Source organism: Pseudomonas sp. PDM27 (assembly GCF_019219205.1).
Classification (GTDB): Bacteria; Pseudomonadota; Gammaproteobacteria; order Pseudomonadales; family Pseudomonadaceae; genus Aquipseudomonas; species Aquipseudomonas laurylsulfatiphila.
Window position 1 is genome coordinate 376,461 of record NZ_JAHUWF010000004.1, and the last position, 18,494, is coordinate 394,954.

The window sequence follows — 18,494 nt, forward strand, 5'->3', positions numbered from 1 at the left end:
ATAGCGGTCTGACAGACACAATCGATGTGACTGAAAGGGCCTCATCGCGAGCAAGCTCGCTCCCACATTTGTTTGGTGGTGGCTGTCAGAGCGGCGCAGGCTCCTGCGCCGGTTTGCTCTTGTCGATCCCCGGCACCAGCAGTTTGCCCTCGGCGACCTGGTCACCTTCAAGCTGCGGCTGGGTTACCCAGGTCAGGATGTCGTAGTAGCGACGGATGTTCGCCACGAAATGCACCGGTTCGCCGCCGCGGGCGTAGCCGTAACGGGTCTTGCTGTACCACTTCTTCTCGGACAGGCGCGGCAGGATCTTCTTCACGTCCAGCCATTTGTCCGGGTTCAAACCTTCCTTGGCCGCCAGTTTGCGCGCGTCGTCCAGATGGCCGCTGCCGACGTTGTAGGCTGCCAGGGCAAACCAGGTACGGTCCGGTTCCTGGATCGAATTGTCGAGCTGGTCCTTTATGTAGGCCAGGTACTTGGCGCCGCCCATGATGCTTTGTTTCGGATCGAGGCGGTTGGACACGCCCATGGCCTGCGCGGTGTTCTGGGTCAGCATCATCAGGCCGCGCACACCGGTCTTGGATGTGACGGTCGGTTGCCACAGGGATTCCTGATAGCCGATGGCCGCCAGCAGGCGCCAGTCGACTTTCTCCTTCTTGGCGTACGACTTGAAGTGCTGTTCGTACTTGGGCAGGCGTTGCTGCAAGTGTTGGGCAAAGGTGGTGGCGCCCATGTAGCCGAGAACGTCGACGTGCCCGTAGTAACGATCCTTGAGGCGTTGCAGGGTGCCGTTTTTCTCGACCTTGTCGAGGTAGTCGTTGATTTCGTTGAGCAGGCTGTTGTCCTCGCCCAGCCCGACGGCCCAGCTCTGGTTGCTGGCGTCACCGAGGTCGAAGGCGACCCGGATGTTGGTGAAGTACACCTGGTTCATCGCGACTTCGTTGGAGTCGACGAGCGTGAGGTCGATCTGACCTTCGTCGACCATGCGCAGGAGATCGACGACCTCGACTGCGTCAGACTCTTCGTATTCGATGCCGGGAAACTTCTGTTTCAGCTTTGCCAATTGTTCGGCGTGGGTGCTGCCCTTGAGCACCATGATCTTCTTGCCCACCAGATCCTTGGCGTCGGTCGGCCGTGACTGGCCGTTGCGGTAGATGACCTGCGGGGTGACTTCCAGATAGGAGTGGGAGAAACGCACCTGCTTCTTGCGTTCTTCGCTGCTGACCAGGCCGGCAGCCGCCAGGACCGGGCCGTTGGGCTTGCCGACCTGGTTGAACAGATCATCGAGGTTGTCGGCGGTCTCGATCTTGAGCTCGACCCCCAGATCGTCGGCGAAGCGCTTCACCAGCTCGTATTCGAAGCCGGTTTCACCGTTGCGATCCTGAAAGTAGGTGGCGGGGCTGTTTCGGGTAACCACCCGCAGCACGCCATCCTCCTTTACGCGCTCGAGCGTGTTGGGTTTATCAACACAGGCACCGAGCATCAGGAAGAGTCCGGTTGCGATCAGCCATTTGGCGTACCGCGGACGCAAAGCCATTGGGAAAAACATCTGCGCAGTATACGCAAAGGACCACGGGCGCCATATCTCGACAGTGAAGGGCGAGTCTGCTAGAGATCACAAATTCGGCCGAAACCCCGCAGGAACGGGCCTTGTCTGCGTTTTGTCACGGTAAAAATAAGCTGTCGTCATACGCCCGGTTAACCTGACTTTCGGGGCAGAAACACAGATCGACACCCGAGTGCAACCGTGCGTAGCGTTTCGGGTGATGTCGCGGGCGGTTTAGGCTAGAATGCACGGCCTCAAAGCACACCCCTTCCCGAGGCTGTCCCGAAGATGTTGATCCTGCGCGGCGCTCCTGCCCTTTCCGCCTTTCGCCACAGCAAGCTCCTTGAGCAACTGAGCCAGAAGGTTCCGGCTGTCAGCGGCCTGTATGCTGAATTCGCTCACTTCGCCGAAGTTACCGGCGTCCTGACCGGCGACGAACAGCAGGTGCTTGCGCGCCTTCTGAAGTACGGTCCAAGCGTTCCGGTACAGGAGCCGACCGGTCGTCTGTTCCTGGTGCTGCCGCGTTTCGGCACCATCTCGCCATGGTCGAGCAAGGCCAGCGACATCGCCCGCAACTGCGGCCTGGCGAAAATCCAGCGCCTGGAGCGCGGCATCGCGTTCTACGTGGCCGGCCAGTTCAGCGACGCTGAAGCCCGGTTGATCGCAGACGGTCTGCACGACCGCATGACCCAGATCGTCCTGGGCAACCTCGAACAGGCCGCCGGCCTGTTCAGCCACGCCGAACCGAAACCCCTGACCGCCATCGACGTGCTGGGTGGCGGCCGCGCCGCGCTGGAAAAAGCCAACACCGAGCTGGGCCTGGCCCTGGCCGAAGACGAGATCGACTACCTGGTCAACGCCTTCGTCGGCTTGAAGCGCAACCCGCATGACATCGAACTGATGATGTTCGCCCAGGCGAACTCCGAGCACTGCCGTCACAAGATCTTCAACGCCAGTTGGGACATCGACGGAGAGAGCCAGGAAAAAAGCCTGTTCGGCATGATCAAGAACACCTACCAGATGCACAACGAAGGTGTCCTGTCGGCTTATAAGGACAACGCTTCAGTGATCGTCGGTTCCGTGGCCGGTCGCTTCTTCCCGGACCCTGAAACCCGCCAGTACGGCGCGGTGCAGGAACCGGTGCACATCCTAATGAAGGTCGAGACCCACAACCACCCGACCGCGATTGCCCCGTTCCCGGGCGCATCCACCGGTTCCGGTGGCGAAATCCGTGACGAGGGCGCCACCGGTCGCGGCGCCAAGCCGAAAGCCGGCCTGACCGGTTTCACCGTGTCCAACCTGCAGATCCCAGGCTTCGAACAGCCGTGGGAAGTGCCGTACGGCAAGCCTGAGCGCATCGTTACCGCGCTGGACATCATGATCGAAGGCCCGTTGGGCGGTGCCGCGTTCAACAACGAATTCGGTCGTCCGGCCCTGACCGGCTACTTCCGTACCTTCGAACAGTCGATCAGCACCCCGCACGGTGACGAAGTTCGCGGTTACCACAAGCCGATCATGCTGGCTGGCGGCATGGGCAACATCCGCGAAGAACACGTCAAGAAAGGCGAGATCCTCGTTGGCTCCAAGCTGATCGTGCTCGGTGGCCCGGCGATGCTGATCGGCCTGGGCGGCGGCGCGGCTTCCTCCATGGCCACCGGCACCAGCTCGGCGGACCTGGACTTCGCTTCGGTACAGCGCGAAAACCCGGAAATGGAACGTCGCTGCCAGGAAGTCATCGACCGTTGCTGGCAACTGGGCGACAAGAACCCGATCAGCTTCATCCACGACGTGGGTGCGGGCGGTCTGTCCAACGCCTTCCCGGAACTGGTCAACGACGGCGACCGTGGTGGCCGTTTCGAACTGCGCAACATTCCAAACGACGAGCCGGGCATGGCCCCGCACGAAATCTGGTCCAACGAATCCCAGGAACGCTACGTTCTGGCGGTCGGCCCGGCTGACTTCGAGCGTTTCAAGGCGATCTGCGAACGTGAGCGTTGCCCGTTTGCCGTGGTCGGCGAAGCCACTGCCGAGCCGCAGCTTACTGTCACCGACAGCCACTTCGGCAACAGCCCGGTGGACATGCCACTGGAAGTGTTGCTGGGCAAGGCGCCGCGCATGCACCGTTCGGTGGTGCGTGAAGCCGAGCTGGGCGACGACTTCGATCCGTCGACCCTGAACATTGCCGACTGCGTCGAGCGCGTCCTGCATCACCCGGCCGTGGCCAGCAAGAGCTTCCTGATCACCATCGGCGACCGCACCATCACCGGCCTCGTGGCCCGTGACCAGATGGTCGGCCCGTGGCAGGTGCCGGTGGCCGACGTTGCCGTCACCGCCACCAGCTTCGACGTCTACACCGGTGAAGCCATGGCCATGGGCGAGCGGACTCCGCTGGCACTGCTGGACGCTCCGGCGTCGGGCCGCATGGCCATCGGCGAAACCCTGACCAACATCGCGGCCTCGCGCATCGGCAAGATCTCCGACATCAAGCTGTCGGCGAACTGGATGTCCGCTGCCGGTCACCCGGGCGAAGACGCACGTCTGTACGACACCGTGAAAGCGGTCGGCATGGAACTGTGCCCTGAGCTGGGCATCACCATTCCGGTGGGCAAGGACTCGATGTCCATGGCCACGCGCTGGAACGATGAAGGCGTGGACAAGTCCGTCACGTCGCCGATGTCCCTGATCGTGACCGGTTTCGCGCCAGTGACTGACATCCGTCAGACCCTGACCCCGCAACTGCGCATGGACAAGGGCACCACCGACCTGATCCTGATCGACCTGGGCCGCGGCCAGAACCGCATGGGCGCGTCGATCCTCGCGCAGGTCCACGGCAAGCTCGGCAAACAGGCGCCGGACGTCGACGACGCCGAAGACCTGAAGGCCTTCTTCGCCGTGATCCAGGGCCTCAACGCCGACGGTCACCTGCTGGCTTACCACGACCGTTCCGACGGTGGTCTGTTGACCTCCGTGGTTGAAATGGCCTTCGCCGGTCATTGCGGCCTGAGCCTGAACCTCGACGGTCTGGCGGAAACCTCCGCCGACATCGCCGCGATCCTGTTCAACGAAGAACTGGGTGCCGTGATCCAGGTACGCCAGGACGCCACCCCGGACATCCTCGCGCAGTTCAGCGCTGCCGGCCTGGGTGATTGCGTATCGGTGGTCGGTCAGCCGATGAACAACGGCGAGATCAGCATCACCTTCAACGGCGACACCGTGTTCGAAGGCCAGCGTCGTCTGCTGCAACGCCAGTGGGCCGAGACCAGCTACCAGATCCAGCGCCTGCGTGACAACGCCGACTGCGCCGAGCAAGAGTTCGACGTGCTGCTGGAAGAAGACAACCCGGGCCTGAGCGTCAAGCTGAGCTACGACATCAACCAGGACATCGCCGCGCCTTACATCAAGAAAGGCATTCGCCCACAGGTTGCCGTGCTGCGTGAGCAGGGCGTCAACGGTCAGGTGGAAATGGCGGCGGCGTTCGACCGCGCCGGTTTCAACGCGATCGACGTGCACATGAGCGACATCCTGGCCGGCCGTGTCGACCTGAACGAGTTCAAGGGCATGGTCGCTTGCGGCGGCTTCTCCTACGGCGACGTATTGGGTGCCGGTGAAGGCTGGGCGAAATCCGCGCTGTTCAACAGCCGCGCCCGCGATGCGTTCCAGGGCTTCTTTGAGCGCAACGACAGCTTCACCCTCGGCGTGTGCAACGGTTGCCAGATGATGTCCAACCTGCACGAGCTGATCCCGGGCAGCGAGTTCTGGCCGCACTTCGTGCGCAACCGTTCCGAGCAGTTCGAAGCCCGTGTTGCCATGGTGCAGATCCAGGAGTCGAATTCGATCTTCCTGCAGGGCATGGCCGGTTCGCGCATGCCGATCGCCATCGCCCACGGCGAAGGTCATGCCGAGTTCGCCAGCGAAGAAGCGTTGCTGGAAGCCGATCTGTCCGGTTGCGTGGCGATGCGTTTCGTCGACAACCACGGCAAGGTCACCGAAAGCTACCCGGCCAACCCGAACGGCTCGCCGCGCGGGATCACCGGTTTGACCAGCCGCGACGGTCGCGTGACCATTATGATGCCGCACCCGGAGCGTGTGTTCCGCGCCGTGCAGAACTCGTGGCGTTCGGATGACTGGAACGAAGATGCACCGTTGATGCGTATGTTCCGTAATGCTCGTGTGTGGGTGAACTAAGCGCCGTGTACAAGCTCGCTTTTTTTGTTCCTGACAGTCATGTCGAGGTGGTCAAGGACGCTGTATTCGCTGCCGGTGGCGGACGGATCGGTGCTTACGACCACTGTGCATGGCAAGTGTTGGGCCTCGGCCAGTTTCGTCCATTGGACGGCAGTCAGCCGTTCATTGGTGAGGCAGGGCAGGTCGAGCAGGTCGAGGAATGGAAGGTTGAGCTGGTGGTGGCGGATGAGTTGATTCGCCCGGTGGTGGCGGCTCTGAAGCAGAGCCACCCCTACGAGACGCCGGCTTATGAAGTGTGGCGGCTGGAGGATTTCTGATTCTCGTGCCGCTGAAATGAAAAACCCGCTGAAAGTGATTTCAGCGGGTTTTTTGTTGACCGGGTTTTTGTGGTGTTAGTGATGGCCTCATCGCGAGCAAGCTCGCTCCCACAATGGTCCAGTGTTTGCCGATCCAATGTGGGAGCGAGCTTGCTCGCGATGGCGGCCTATAAGGCACCGAGGATCTAAACCTTGGCACTGACCTCACTGCGGTTGACCAGCGCTTCCAGCGCGTCACTCAAACTCGGCGCCTTGTCGCCAACCAGCAGATGCCAGATCCCGCCTTCCAGCTGACTCACACCCTGGCACCCCAGCGCTTTCAAATCACACTCCGACAACGCCTTGCCATTGGCCAGTTGCAGGCGGATGCGCGTCATCGCTATGCAGTCGAGTTGCAGCACATTGTCACCGCCCCCCAGCGCATTGAGCCATTGCTGCGCCTCGGGTGTTGCCACGGCGGCAGGTGGAGGCGCGTCGATTTCTGCTGCCGGCGACGACACCATGGCACGCCCCAGCGCCGGCATCGCCAGGCGAATTTCATCGGCAATCGCATCGGCCATCGGCCCGACCACTACCTGCAAACTCCCGCCCTTGCCCGGACGCACCACGGCCATGGCGCCGAGCGCCTTCAGATCGGTATCCGAGGCCTTGTTGCGATCCACCATGTCCAGGCGTAACCGCGTGGTGCAGGCACCGACGGTGATCAGGTTTTCCGCGCCGCCCAAGGCCTTGATGTAAGCCCCGGCGCGCTCATTGTCGGCCACCGCCACTTGCGGGGCGGCAACGCTGGTTTCGCGGCCCGGCGTCTTCAGGTCGAAACGGCGGATGCAGTAATCGAACACCACGTAATAGATCACGGCATACGCCAGGCCCACCGGGATCACCAGCCAGCCGTTGGTGGACTTGCCCCAGCCCAGCACCATGTCGATGAAGCCACCGGAGAACGTGAAGCCCAGGTGAATGTTCAGCGCATTGGTGATGGCCATCGACAGGCCGGTCAGCAACGCATGCAGCAGAAACAGCAGCGGCGCGAGGAACATGAAGGCGAACTCGATCGGCTCGGTCACGCCGGTCAGGAACGCGGTCAGGGCCATCGACAGGAAAATCCCGCCCATCACCTTGCGCCGCTCCGGCAGGGCGTTGCGGTACATCGCCAGGCACGCAGCGGGCAGGCCGAAGATCATCACCGGGAACATGCCGGTCATGAACTGGCCGCCTTTCGGGTCGCCGGCGAAGTAGCGCGACAGGTCGCCGGTGACCAGCGCACCGGTGCTGGGGTCGGTGAAATTGCCGAACACGAACCACGCCATGTTATTGAGGATATGGTGCAGGCCGGTGACGATCAGCAAGCGGTTGAACACGCCGAAGACGAACGCACCAATGCTGCCACTCTCCATCATCAGCGTGCCGAAGCTGTTGATGCCGTGCTGGATCGGCGGCCAGATATAGCCGAACACCACGCCCAGGCCCACGGCGGCGAACCCGGTGACAATCGGCACGAACCGTCGGCCACCGAAGAAGGCCAGGTACTCCGGCAGCTTGATGTCCTTGAAGCGGTTGTACAGCGCGCCGGCCATCAGGCCGCTGACGATCCCGGCGAGCATGCCCATGTTGATACTCGGGTCGAGCACCTTGAGGGTGGCGATCATCACCAGGTAACCGATCACCCCGGCAAGTCCCGCCGTACCGTTGTTGTCCTTGGCGAAACCGACCGCGATGCCGATGGCGAAAATCATCGCCAGGTTGGCAAAGATCACCTGGCCGGCGTCATGGATGATCGCGATGTTGAGCAGGTCGGTGTCACCCAGGCGCAGCAGCAGGCCGGCAATCGGCAGGATCGCGATCGGCAGCATCAGCGCGCGGCCGAGGCGTTGCAGGCCTTCAATGAAAAGTTGGTACATGGCGGATCTCCCTGGATTTTTGTTCTTCTTTTGTAAAGAGCTAGCTCAGAGGCCAGTGCTGGTGACAGGCATGACGCACGGCGCTGGCGCTGCTCAGCTTGAGCAGGCCCAGGCTGATGCGCCGGCATTCGCTGGCGTCGAGATGACGTACGCGGTCCTTGATTTCACCGATCTGTACCGGGCTCACCGACAACTCACTGACCCCCAGGCCGATCAACACCGGTGTGGCCAGCGGATCGGACGCCAGTGCACCGCACACTCCGACCCAGCGCTTGTGCTGCGCCGCACCGGCGCAGGTTTGGGCGATCAACCGCAGCAGGGCCGGGTGCAACGCATCGACGCGCGCGGCAAGGCCGGCGTGGTCGCGGTCCATGGCCAGGGTGTATTGCGACAGGTCATTGGTGCCGATGGACAGGAAATCCGCGTGCTCCGCCAGTTGCTCGGCCAGCAGCGCGGCGGCCGGCACTTCAATCATCACCCCCAGCTCCGGGCGCTGCGCCAGACCCAGTTCGGTGCACAAGGCGTCGAGGCGCTGGCGGATGTGCAGCAGCTCATCGACCTCAGTGATCATCGGCAGCAGGATCCGGCAGCGTGACAACGGGCTCAGGTGCAGCAGCGCGCGCAGTTGCTGGTCGAGCAGTTCCGGGCGGACCTGGGCCAGGCGAATGCCGCGCAGGCCGAGCACCGGGTTGGCCTCGGCGGGCAGTGGCAGGTAATCGAGTTGCTTGTCGCCACCGACGTCGATGGTGCGGATGATCACCGACTTGTCGCCCATGGCATCGAGCACGGCTTGATAGGCCTGGTGTTGTTCCTGTTCGTCCGGGGCAGTCTGGCGGTCGACGAAGAGAAATTCGGTGCGCAGCAAGCCGACGCCGTCGGCGCCATTGGCCAATGCGTCTGCCGCTTCCGTGCTGGATGCCACGTTGGCGGCGACTTCGATGCGCAGGCCATCGGTGGTCAGCGCCGGTGTGTGCGCCTGGGCCTGTTGTTCGGCCCGGCGTTGTTGCTGTTGCTGTTGCAGCTGGCGCACGTCGGCCAGGCGCTGTGTACCGGGTGTCAGTTCGAGGCGGCCGCCGTCGGCGTCCAGCACCACCGGTTGCCCCTGTTGCTGATCGAGCAGCGTCGAGCCCAGTGCGACCATGCACGGCAGGCCTTTGCCCCGGGCCAGAATCGCCACGTGGGAGGTCGCACCGCCCTCGGCCATGCACAGCCCGGCGACACCTTGCTGGCTCAGTTGCAGCAGATCGGAGGGCGTCAGTTCGTGGGCCGCGACGATGGCGCCGGCCGGCACGTCGTAATGCCAGGTATCGCCGAGCAATACGCGCAGCACCCGTTGCTTGAGGTCGCGCAGGTCGTTGGCACGTTCGGCGAGCAATGTGCTGCCGGTTTGCTGGAGCACTTCGCATTGCACATCGATGGCCTGGCTCCAGGCGTGGGTCGCGGCTGTGCCCTGGTCGACGGATTGATTGGCAGCGTCGAGCAAGGCCGGATCTTCGAGCAGCGCCAGGTGCGCGGCGAAAATCGCCTCTTCAGCGCTGTCCTTGTGTTTTTTTGCCTGGGCCAGGGTGTGGTCGATTTCGCTGCGCACCTGGCTCAGTGCCGCGTCCAGAACCTGGCGTTGCTGTTGCGCATCATGCTGGCCGGCATCCACGGGCAGGCTGATCGCATTCAGACGAAACAGCGGCCCGCCGACCAGGCCCGGCGCCGCGCAGACACCGTGCAACACACCGGCTTCGGCGGGGCGATTGCGTTGGGCGATCGTTGGTGGCGCGGCGGTGTGACTGTCTTCGGCCAGGGCTGTGGATAACGTGGTGAGCAAGGCTTGCAGCGCGGCTTCGGCGTCCGGGCCCTGGCAACTGACCTGGACTTCTGCCTGCTCGCCGATGGCCAGCCCCATCAGGCCGATCAGGCTGTCGCAGGTGGCCGACTTGCCGGCGAAGTGCAGCTGCGATTTGCTTTTGAAACCTTGTGCGGTCTGACGGATCAACGCCGCCGGCCGCGCGTGCAGGCCGCCACGGTGAGCAATGCGTACGAGGCCGACAATCTCGGCGCCGGCAAACTCGACATCGACCTCTGCGGTCGATGTCTGTCGACGAATGATGTGCAGCAGCGGCTCACCGACTTTCACCGATTTGAGGGTGATGGGCCGCGCCTGAAAGTCCTGGCTGTTGGTGAGGATCAGCAGGCTGACCAGGCTTTTGCACTGTTGCGCGACCTTGTCCAGGTCGTAGCGCAGCAGGGGTTGGCCATTGGCGACGCGCGCGCCTTCCTTGACCAGCATCGAGAAGCCCTGGCCCTGCAACTCGACCGTGTCGAGGCCCAGGTGCAGGAGCAATTCCGCGCCGTTGTCGGCACGCAAGGTCACCGCGTGACCAGTGCGCGCGACATGCACCACCACACCCGCGCAGGGGGCATGGAGCGTGTCGTTGAGCGGATCGATAGCGATGCCGTCGCCCATGGCGCCGCTGGCAAACACCGGGTCCGGGACTTTGGCGAGCGTGAGCACCGGGCCGCTGAGCGGGGCGCTTAAAGTCAGCTCTTTATTGTTGTTATGCATGGCTCGGTCTCATCAAAAAATACAGTTCGGATCAACGCGCTTCTCTGTGGGAGCGAGCTTGCTCGCGAAGAACCTGAGAACAACGCGTTCATTCAGGAAGAACGCGTCATCGTTGACGTCCATCGCGAGCAAGCTCGCTCCCACAGGGGACAATGATTCAATGGGTGCGGGTGACTTTGCTCAAGTGCCGCGGCTGGTCCGGGTCCATGCCGCGGGCCACGGCCAGGCCGGCGGCCATCACGTAGAAACTCTGGATCGCCAGAATCGGGTCGAGGGCCGGGTGTTCGGCGCGGGTCAGGGTCAGGTCGCGCTCGAGCACGTCATCCGGTGCGGCCAGCAGGACACGGGCGCCACGCTGGCGCATGTCGGCGGCCAGGCTCAGCAGACCAGCCTGTTCGGCGCCCCGTGGGGCAAACACCAGCAGCGGGTAGTTGTCGCCGATCAGGGCCATCGGGCCGTGACGGACTTCGGCACTGCTGAAGGCTTCGGCCTGGATCGCCGAGGTCTCTTTGAATTTGAGCGCCGCTTCCTGTGCGATGGCGAAACCGGCGCCACGGCCGATCACCATCAGCCGCTGGCAATCGCGCAAGGCCTCGATGGCCGGGCTCCAGTCCTGCTGCGCGGCGTTGCGCAGGCCGTCGGGCAAGGCCAAACCGGCCTCGAGCAGTTCGGCGTCTTCCTTCCAGTGCCCGATCAACCGCGCGCTGGCGCTCAGGGTGGCGATGAAACTCTTGGTCGCGGCGACGCTGCTTTCAGTGCCGGCACACAGCGGCAGGCTGAATTCACAGGCGGCTTCCAGCGGTGAGTCCTCGGCATTGACCAGCGAAATGCTCAAGGCGCCGCGCTTGCGCAACAGGCGCAGACTGTTGACCAGGTCCGGGCTTTGCCCCGATTGCGAGAAGGCGAATGCCACCTGGCCGCTGACCTTCAGCGGCGCCTGCTGCATGGTCACCACCGACATCGGCAACGACGCCACCGGGATGCCCAACAGCTGCATGGTCAGGTAGGCGAAGTAACTGGCGGCGTGGTCGGAGCTGCCGCGCGCCACGGTCATGGCCACTTGCGGGGGCTGACGACGCAGGCGCCCGGCGATCTCGATCATCTGCGGGTCGAGTTTTTGCAATTGGGCTTGCACGGCCTCGAACGAGGACAGCGCCTCTTCAAGCATTTTTGAAGTCAATGTCTTCTCCTTCGACCATGACGGCGGTCAGTTTCAGTGAGCGATCCAGCCGCACGCAGTCGGCCCAGGCCCCCGGTTGCAGGCGCCCGCGTTCGGTGAGGCCGAGGTAGTCGGCGGGGAATTGCGACAGGCGCTGCGAGGCTTCGGCGATGGGCAGGCCGATCTTCACCAAGTTGCGCAGAGCCTGATCCATGGTCAGGGTGCTGCCGGCCAGGGTGCCGTCGGGCAGGCGCACGCCGCCCAGGCACTTGGTCACGGTGTGGCTGCCGAGTTTGTACTCGCCGTCGGGCATGCCGGCGGCGGCGGTCGAGTCGGTGACGCAGTACAGGCACGGGATCGAGCGCAGGGCGACGCGGATGGCGCCGGGGTGCACGTGCAGCAAGTCCGGGATCAGTTCGGCGTATTTGGCATGGGCCAGTGCAGCGCCGACGATCCCCGGCTCGCGGTGATGCAGCGGGCTCATGGCGTTGTAGAGATGGGTGAAGCTGCTGGCACCGGCCTCCAGCGCCGCGACGCCTTCCTCGTAACTGCCCAGGGTGTGGCCGATCTGCATGCGGATGCCGCGGCGGCTGAGGTCGCGGATCAAGGCATCGTGACCGGCGATTTCCGGGGCAATGGTGATCACCCGGATCGGCGCCAGTGCCAGGTACGCTTCAACCTCGGCCAGCAACGCGGTGTGGGCGAAGTTGGGTTGCGCGCCGAGCTTGCCGGGGTTGATGTAGGGGCCTTCGAGGTGCACGCCGAGCACCCGGGCGCAGCCTTGTGGCCGCTGCTCACAGAATTCGCCGACGGCTTTGAGCACGCTGGTGATCTCTTCGCTCGGCGCCGTCATGGTGGTCGCCAGCAGCGACGTGGTGCCGAAGCGCACGTGGGTGCGGGTGATGGTTTCGAAGGCGGGCGTGCCTTCCATGATGTCTTTGCCGCCACCGCCGTGAACGTGCAGGTCGATGAAACCCGGCAGCAGATAAGGCAGGTCGTTGTCCGCCGGATCGCAGGGGACGCCTTCGATGGACACGACCTTGCCGTGGGCGTGGACCAGTCGGCCGCGAACCCAGCCGTGGGCGGTGAGGATGTTGTCTTCGGACATGTCGGGATCTCGGTTTTAAGCGGCCGGCTGTTTGTCAGCGACGCAGCTCTGCCACAAAGTCGTAGTAGTCGTTGCGGCAATAGGTGTCGGTGACTTCGATGGGCGTGTTGTCTTCCAGGTAGCCGACCCGGGTCATCAGCAGCATCGCGGTGCCTGGGGCGATGCCGACCAGCGCGGCGAACTCGTCCGAGGCGTTGATCGCCTGGATGTGCTGCAAGGCGCGCACCACCGGTTTGCCGATGCCGTCGAGGAATTCGTAGAGGGAATCACCCACCGATTGCGGCTTGGGAATGATCGAGGCGGGCAGGGTGCTCATCTCGATGGCCATCACGGTGTCGTCGGCCTTGCGCAGGCGTTTGAGCCGCGCGACCTTGTCGTTGGGCGACAGGCCGAGGCGGATCAGCTCTTCGTGGGTCGGCAGGGTGATTTCCCGCTCCAGCCATTGCGAACCGGGCACAAAACCCTTGAGGCGGAGCATTTCACTGAAGCCGGAAAGGCGCGACAACGGTTGTTCCAGGCGCGGCGTGATGAAGGTGCCGGAGCCCTGGTTACGGCGGATCAGGCCTTGTTCGAACAATACTTCCAGCGCCTTGCGGGCGGTGACGCGGGAGATGCCCAGGGTCTCGCTCAGATGGCGCTCCGACGGCATGGCCTGTTCGGCTTTCCACTGGCCGGCATGGATCGCCGCTTCCAGATTGCGTGCCAGTTGCAGGTACAACGGCGTGGGTTGGGTGTCGTCGGGGCGCAGGGCCTGTAGGTCGTTCATGTAGGCAATGTCCGATGCGGATATAGGATTGTTGTCGCCCGGTTGTGAGGCGAAACTAATACCACTTGCATACCATGTCAACGCGGGTGTTTTACAAGAATTGGCTGATTGTGGTCGGCTGGAGGGTAGGTGGTTTGAAGTGGTATTAGCGGTAGGCTTTAAAACGACAAAGATCGCAGCCTGCGGCAGCTCCTACAGAGCGAAATGGTATTCACCCTGTAGGAGCTGCCGCAGGCTGCGATCTTTTGATTTTATTTTTTGATGCCGACCAATGGTCGAGGGAATTACGGACGAATTTCGATCATCGTGCCGTCCGGCACCAGGTTCCAGACTTCGCGCATGTCCATGTTGCGCATGGCGATGCAGCCGTCGGTCCAGTCCAGGGTGTGGAACAGGTCTTCCGGGGTGTCCTCGGTGTCCGGGGTGCCGTGGATCATGATCATGCCACCGGGCTCGACGCCTTCACGACGTGCGCGGGCCGAGTCGCTGATGTTCGGGTAGGAAATGTGCATCGCCAGGTTGAATTTATCACTGACCTTGCGCCAGTCGACCCAGTAGAGGCCCTCCGGGGTGCGTTTGTCGCCTTCCATCAGTTTCGGCCCCTTGGGACGCTTGCCCAGGGAAATGCGATAGGTCTTGAGCGGCTTGCCGTCATTGATCAATTGCAATTGATGGGACGACTTGAGAACCAGGATTTTCTCGATGACCTTGCCGTCCAGGGGTTCCAGGGCAGAAGCCTGGGACACCGCGACGAACGACAAACAGAACAGGGCAAGCAACCAGCGCATTGAAACGATTCCCCAGGAGGTGTCGCGACTATTTATTTATAGATGTTTTTGTAGGAGCTGCCGAAGGCTGCGATCTTTTAGCGCCTGTAAAGATGCCGAATCTGAATTCAGGTAATGGCAGGCTGCACCAACGGCGGAATCGATTCAGACCGTACGGGATAGACCTCGGTCCGCCGGTCAGCGAAGAAGCATTCTAAGGTACGGCCCACCGTGCGGAAAGCCAGCTCATCCCAAGGAATGTCCGCTTCGTCGAATAATTGCACTTCCAGGCTCTCGGGGCCGGCAGAAAAATCCAGGTCCGCCAGTTCGGCACGGTAGAACACATGCACCTGGCTGATGTGTGGCACATCGATCAGGGTATAGATGCTCAGGTTGCGCACCCGGGCGCAGGCTTCCTCGGCGGTCTCGCGAATGGCGGCCTGCTCGATGGTCTCGCCGTTCTCCATGAAACCGGCGGGCAGGGTCCAGTAGCCGCGGCGCGGCTCGATGGCCCGCCGGCACAGCAACACCTTGCTGCCCCAGGTCGCCACGCAGCCGGCGACGATGTTGGGGTTCTGGTAGTGAATGGCCTGACAGCTGTCGCAGACAAAACGCAGGCGTGAATCGCCCTCGGGAATGCGCTGGGTCACCGGGTTACCGCACTGGCTGCAAAATTTCATGCTGGGGTTCCTGAATGCTGCGCCTATCTTGGCGTGCGGTGGTGCCGGTCGGCAAGTTGTCGTTTCGCGACATGGGGCGGTTGCGGGGGTTGGGCGACCGCAGCGATTGGTGCATGATGCCGGGTAAGGCACAAATCGAGAACACTCATGCTGGACGAGCTACTGCATCGGGTTAGTCACCACACTCCACGCACGCTGGAGACCGATCGTCGTTTTCCCGAGGCCGCAGTGCTGGTGCCCATCACCCGCAGTGACGAGCCCGAGCTGGTGTTGACCCTGCGTGCCAGCGGCCTGTCGACCCATGGCGGCGAAGTCGCCTTCCCCGGTGGTCGCCGCGACCCCGAAGACCCCGACCTGATTTTCACCGCCCTGCGTGAAGCCGAGGAAGAGATCGGCCTGCCGCCGGGGCTGGTCGAGGTGATCGGCCCGCTCAGCCCGCTGATCAGCCTGCATGGCATCATGGTCACGCCCTATGTCGGGGTGATCCCGGATTTTGTCGAATACCGGGCCAACGATGCCGAGATCGCCGCGGTGTTCAGCGTGCCCCTGGAGTTCTTCCGCAAAGACCCCCGCGAACATACCCATCGCATCGACTATCAGGGCCGCAGCTGGTACGTGCCGAGCTATCGCTTTGGCGAATACAAGATCTGGGGGCTGACGGCGATCATGATCGTCGAGTTGATCAACCTGCTGTATGACGCCAAAATCAGCCTGCATCAACCTCCCAAAAGCTTTATCAATACCTGAAGCCATCGTTCGAATGGCACTGCCCGAGCCCTGAGGAAAACAACAATGAAATACCGCCTGGGCGACGCCCGTGTCGAAACCCATCCACAGAGCTGGGTCGCCCCCAATGCCGTGCTGGTAGGCAAGGTCAAGCTGGAAGAGGGCGCCAACGTCTGGTTCAACGCCGTGCTGCGCGGCGACAACGAGTTGATCCTGATCGGCAAGAACAGCAACGTCCAGGACGGCACCGTGATGCACACCGACATGGGCTATCCGCTGACCATCGGCACCGGCGTGACCATCGGCCACAACGCCATGCTCCACGGCTGCACCGTCGGCGACTACAGCCTGATCGGCATCAACGCGGTGATTCTCAATGGCGCGAAGATCGGCAAGAACTGCATCATCGGCGCCAATTCGCTGATCGGCGAAGGCAAGGAGATTCCGGACGGGTCGCTGGTCATGGGTTCGCCGGGCAAAGTGGTGCGCGAATTGACCGAGCCGCAAATCAGGATGCTGGAAGCCAGCGCTGCCCACTATGTGCACAACTCGCAGCGTTATGCCCGCGATCTGGCCGAGCAGGAAGAATGAGCACGCCCGAACGCCCGGTGGCATCGCCCTGCGTGAGCATTTGTGCGCTGGATGACGATGACATCTGCACCGGTTGCCAGCGTACGGTTGAGGAAATCACCCGCTGGAGCCGCATGACCAACGACGAACGGCGCACGGTGCTGGGGTTGTGTCATGAGCGGGCCAAGGCCAGTGGGTTGGTGTGGATGATCGGGGCAAAACCGCGGTTGTAGGAGCGAGCCTGCTCGCGATGGACGCAAGAACACCGCGGGGAACCAGACTCCCCCGCGTTATCGTTAACGACCATCGCGAGCAGGCTCGCTCCTACAGTATCCTGTGCGCCAAATTGACAGGTACCTCCAAGCCCATGCTCTTCCTGATCACCTACATCAGCAGCGTCGTGCTGATCAACTTCGCCTTCTCCACCGCCCCCCACCTGGACATCATCTGGTCGGCCTGGGGCGGGCTGGTGTTTATCCTGCGCGACATGGTGCAAACCCGTTTCGGGCATGGCGCCCTCGTGGCGATGCTGGTGGCGCTGGTGTTGTCCTACGTCACCTCCGATCCATCCATCGCCTTGGCCAGCGCCACGGCGTTCGCGGTTTCCGAGTGCATCGACTGGCTGGTGTTCAGCATCACCAAGCGTCCACTGCATGATCGCCTGTGGATAAGTTCGGCCCTGAGCATTCCCCTCGATACCTTTATCTTTTTCGGCATGATCGACGCCCTGACGCCGGGGGTGATCCTCACCGCCCTGGGTTCGAAATTCGCCGGGGTCACCGCCGTGTGGCTGATCATGGCCTGGCGCCTGCGCAAACAGGCTGTCGTCAGCTGAAGTTCATGTAAAATGCCGCGCTTTCTCCCCATGGGAAGCGTGCTTCCCTCGATGATCCGCTTCTTGAGGACCTTCAGATGACCCGTATCGGAACTCCATTGTCGCCCACCGCGACCCGCGTATTGATGTGTGGCTGTGGCGAGTTGGGCAAGGAAGTGGTGATCGAACTGCAACGCCTGGGCGTTGAAGTGATTGCCGTGGACCGTTACGCCAACGCGCCGGCCATGCAGGTGGCGCACCGCAGCCACGTGATCAACATGCTGGATGGCGCTGCCCTGCGTGCCGTGATCGAGGCCGAGAAGCCGCATTTCATCGTCCCGGAAATCGAAGCCATCGCCACCGCGACCCTGGTAGAGCTGGAGGCCGAAGGTTTCACTGTGATCCCGACCGCCCGCGCCGCGCAACTGACCATGAACCGCGAAGGCATCCGTCGCCTGGCCGCTGAAGAGCTGGACCTGCCGACCTCGCCGTACCATTTCGCCGACACCTTCGAGGACTACAGCAAGGCCGTCGAAGACCTCGGTTTCCCATGTGTGGTCAAGCCGGTCATGAGTTCCTCGGGCAAGGGCCAGAGCCTGCTGCGCAGCGTCGATGACGTGCAGAAAGCCTGGGACTATGCCCAGGAAGGTGGCCGTGCCGGTAAAGGTCGGGTGATCATCGAAGGCTTCATCGATTTCGACTACGAAATCACCCTGCTGACCGTGCGCCACGTCGGCGGCACCACCTTCTGCGCGCCGGTCGGTCACCGTCAGGAGAAGGGCGACTACCAGGAATCCTGGCAGCCGCAGGCCATGAGCCCGATTGCCCTGGCTGAATCCGAACGCGTCGCCAAAGCCGTGACCGAAGCCCTGGGTGGCCGTGGTCTGTTCGGCGTCGAGTTGTTCATCAAGGGGGATCAGGTGTGGTTCAGCGAAGTCTCGCCGCGCCCGCACGACACCGGTCTGGTGACCCTGATCTCCCAGGACCTGTCGCAATTCGCCCTGCATGCACGGGCCATTCTCGGCCTGCCGATCCCGTTGATCCGTCAGTTCGGGCCATCGGCTTCGGCGGTGATTCTGGTGGAAGGGCAGTCGACCCAGACCGCATTCGCCAACCTGGGCGCCGCCTTGAGCGAGCCGGATACCGCGCTGCGCCTGTTCGGCAAGCCTGAAGTCAATGGCCAGCGCCGCATGGGCGTGGCCCTGGCGCGCGACGAGTCGATCGAAGCCGCCCGTGCCAAGGCGACCCGTGCTTCGCAGGCGGTTGTCGTCGAGCTGTAAAAACAGCTATGGCGGGCCTATACCTTCTATAGGCATCGCACCATTGCTTTACCTGTAGGAGCGAGCCTGCTCGCGATGGACTCAAGAACACCGCGGGGAACCAGACTCCCCGCGTTATCGT

General features: G+C 62.8%; 15 protein-coding genes. 7 read left to right on the forward strand and 8 right to left on the reverse strand.

All coding sequences use genetic code 11. From position 1 onward, the window contains the following. Positions 1-85: 85 nt before the first annotated feature. Positions 86-1,546: a membrane-bound lytic murein transglycosylase MltF gene (mltF, locus tag KW838_RS11910; protein WP_218501158.1), complete on the reverse strand. Its 1,461-nt coding sequence runs from the start codon at positions 1,544-1,546 to the stop codon at positions 86-88. 285 nt (positions 1,547-1,831) lie between these two features. On the opposite strand from mltF, the gene purL reads away from it, so the two are divergent. Both purL and KW838_RS11920 read left to right on the forward strand, forming a co-directional pair. Next, on the forward strand, positions 1,832-5,728 hold the full coding sequence (gene purL, locus KW838_RS11915; protein WP_218501159.1) for a phosphoribosylformylglycinamidine synthase: 3,897 nt from the start codon (positions 1,832-1,834) through the stop codon (positions 5,726-5,728). 5 nt (positions 5,729-5,733) lie between these two features. Further along, entirely contained in the window at positions 5,734-6,045 is a 312-nt protein-coding gene (locus KW838_RS11920; RefSeq protein ID WP_102699104.1) for a YqfO family protein, read from the forward strand. 185 nt (positions 6,046-6,230) lie between these two features. On the opposite strand, the gene nagE is transcribed toward KW838_RS11920, so the two are convergent. The 7 genes from nagE to KW838_RS11955 all read right to left on the reverse strand — a co-directional run bounded on the left by nagE (position 6,231) and on the right by KW838_RS11955 (position 14,983). Next, positions 6,231-7,946: an N-acetylglucosamine-specific PTS transporter subunit IIBC gene (gene nagE, locus KW838_RS11925; protein ID WP_218501160.1), complete on the reverse strand. Its 1,716-nt coding sequence runs from the start codon at positions 7,944-7,946 to the stop codon at positions 6,231-6,233. A gap of 40 nt (positions 7,947-7,986) precedes the next feature. Continuing rightward, positions 7,987-10,503, reverse strand: a complete 2,517-nt coding sequence (ptsP, locus tag KW838_RS11930; RefSeq protein ID WP_218501161.1) for a phosphoenolpyruvate--protein phosphotransferase — start codon at positions 10,501-10,503, stop codon at positions 7,987-7,989. A gap of 157 nt (positions 10,504-10,660) precedes the next feature. After that, a complete protein-coding gene (locus KW838_RS11935; protein ID WP_218501162.1) occupies positions 10,661-11,683 on the reverse strand; it encodes an SIS domain-containing protein in 1,023 nt (340 codons plus the stop codon). Next, positions 11,664-12,770 (reverse strand): N-acetylglucosamine-6-phosphate deacetylase, encoded by a 1,107-nt coding sequence (gene nagA / locus KW838_RS11940; protein ID WP_218501163.1) that lies wholly within the window; start codon positions 12,768-12,770, stop codon positions 11,664-11,666. The genes KW838_RS11935 and nagA overlap by 20 nt, the downstream gene beginning before the upstream one ends. 34 nt (positions 12,771-12,804) lie before the next feature. After that, a complete protein-coding gene (locus KW838_RS11945) occupies positions 12,805-13,536 on the reverse strand; it encodes a GntR family transcriptional regulator (protein WP_007973947.1) in 732 nt (243 codons plus the stop codon). A 284-nt stretch (positions 13,537-13,820) separates the two neighbouring features. Then, the gene (locus KW838_RS11950; RefSeq protein ID WP_007973946.1) at positions 13,821-14,324 is read right to left on the reverse strand and encodes a murein L,D-transpeptidase family protein; all 504 of its coding nucleotides are present in this window, start codon (positions 14,322-14,324) and stop codon (positions 13,821-13,823) included. Between the two features lie 107 nt (positions 14,325-14,431). Beyond that, positions 14,432-14,983: an NUDIX hydrolase gene (locus KW838_RS11955; RefSeq protein WP_218501164.1), complete on the reverse strand. Its 552-nt coding sequence runs from the start codon at positions 14,981-14,983 to the stop codon at positions 14,432-14,434. Positions 14,984-15,130: 147 nt separating this feature from the next. On the opposite strand from KW838_RS11955, the gene KW838_RS11960 reads away from it, so the two are divergent. The 5 genes from KW838_RS11960 (at position 15,131) to purT (ending at position 18,373) form a co-directional block, all read left to right on the forward strand. Next, positions 15,131-15,730 (forward strand): CoA pyrophosphatase, encoded by a 600-nt coding sequence (locus KW838_RS11960; protein ID WP_102699099.1) that lies wholly within the window; start codon positions 15,131-15,133, stop codon positions 15,728-15,730. Positions 15,731-15,775: 45 nt separating this feature from the next. After that, positions 15,776-16,300: a gamma carbonic anhydrase family protein gene (locus tag KW838_RS11965; protein ID WP_057716270.1), complete on the forward strand. Its 525-nt coding sequence runs from the start codon at positions 15,776-15,778 to the stop codon at positions 16,298-16,300. Further along, positions 16,297-16,512 carry a DUF1289 domain-containing protein gene (locus KW838_RS11970; protein WP_218501165.1) on the forward strand — a complete coding sequence of 72 codons (216 nt, stop codon included), beginning with the start codon at positions 16,297-16,299 and terminating at the stop codon, positions 16,510-16,512. The genes KW838_RS11965 and KW838_RS11970 overlap by 4 nt, the downstream gene beginning before the upstream one ends. Before the next feature lie 134 nt (positions 16,513-16,646). Continuing rightward, positions 16,647-17,114, forward strand: a complete 468-nt coding sequence (locus KW838_RS11975) for a VUT family protein (protein ID WP_102699096.1) — start codon at positions 16,647-16,649, stop codon at positions 17,112-17,114. 77 nt (positions 17,115-17,191) lie between these two features. Next, complete coding sequence (gene purT, locus KW838_RS11980) at positions 17,192-18,373, forward strand: formate-dependent phosphoribosylglycinamide formyltransferase (RefSeq protein ID WP_007982831.1); 1,182 nt, start codon at positions 17,192-17,194, stop codon at positions 18,371-18,373. Positions 18,374-18,494 lie beyond the last annotated feature (121 nt).

Bases quoted from the DNA above. Each gene is read 5' to 3' on its own strand.
- mltF (WP_218501158.1), bottom strand. From the start codon at position 1,546: ATGTTTTTCCCAATGGCTTTGCGTCCGCGGTACGCCAAATGGCTGATC.
- ptsP (WP_218501161.1), bottom strand. From the start codon at position 10,503: ATGCATAACAACAATAAAGAGCTGACTTTAAGCGCCCCGCTCAGCGGC.
- KW838_RS11955 (WP_218501164.1), bottom strand. From the start codon at position 14,983: ATGAAATTTTGCAGCCAGTGCGGTAACCCGGTGACCCAGCGCATTCCC.
- KW838_RS11965 (WP_057716270.1), top strand. From the start codon at position 15,776: ATGAAATACCGCCTGGGCGACGCCCGTGTCGAAACCCATCCACAGAGC.
- purL (WP_218501159.1), top strand. From the start codon at position 1,832: ATGTTGATCCTGCGCGGCGCTCCTGCCCTTTCCGCCTTTCGCCACAGC.
- purT (WP_007982831.1), top strand. From the start codon at position 17,192: ATGACCCGTATCGGAACTCCATTGTCGCCCACCGCGACCCGCGTATTG.
- KW838_RS11960 (WP_102699099.1), top strand. From the start codon at position 15,131: ATGCTGGACGAGCTACTGCATCGGGTTAGTCACCACACTCCACGCACG.
- KW838_RS11945 (WP_007973947.1), bottom strand. From the start codon at position 13,536: ATGAACGACCTACAGGCCCTGCGCCCCGACGACACCCAACCCACGCCG.
- KW838_RS11950 (WP_007973946.1), bottom strand. From the start codon at position 14,324: ATGCGCTGGTTGCTTGCCCTGTTCTGTTTGTCGTTCGTCGCGGTGTCC.
- nagA (WP_218501163.1), bottom strand. From the start codon at position 12,770: ATGTCCGAAGACAACATCCTCACCGCCCACGGCTGGGTTCGCGGCCGA.
- nagE (WP_218501160.1), bottom strand. From the start codon at position 7,946: ATGTACCAACTTTTCATTGAAGGCCTGCAACGCCTCGGCCGCGCGCTG.
- KW838_RS11975 (WP_102699096.1), top strand. From the start codon at position 16,647: ATGCTCTTCCTGATCACCTACATCAGCAGCGTCGTGCTGATCAACTTC.
- KW838_RS11970 (WP_218501165.1), top strand. From the start codon at position 16,297: ATGAGCACGCCCGAACGCCCGGTGGCATCGCCCTGCGTGAGCATTTGT.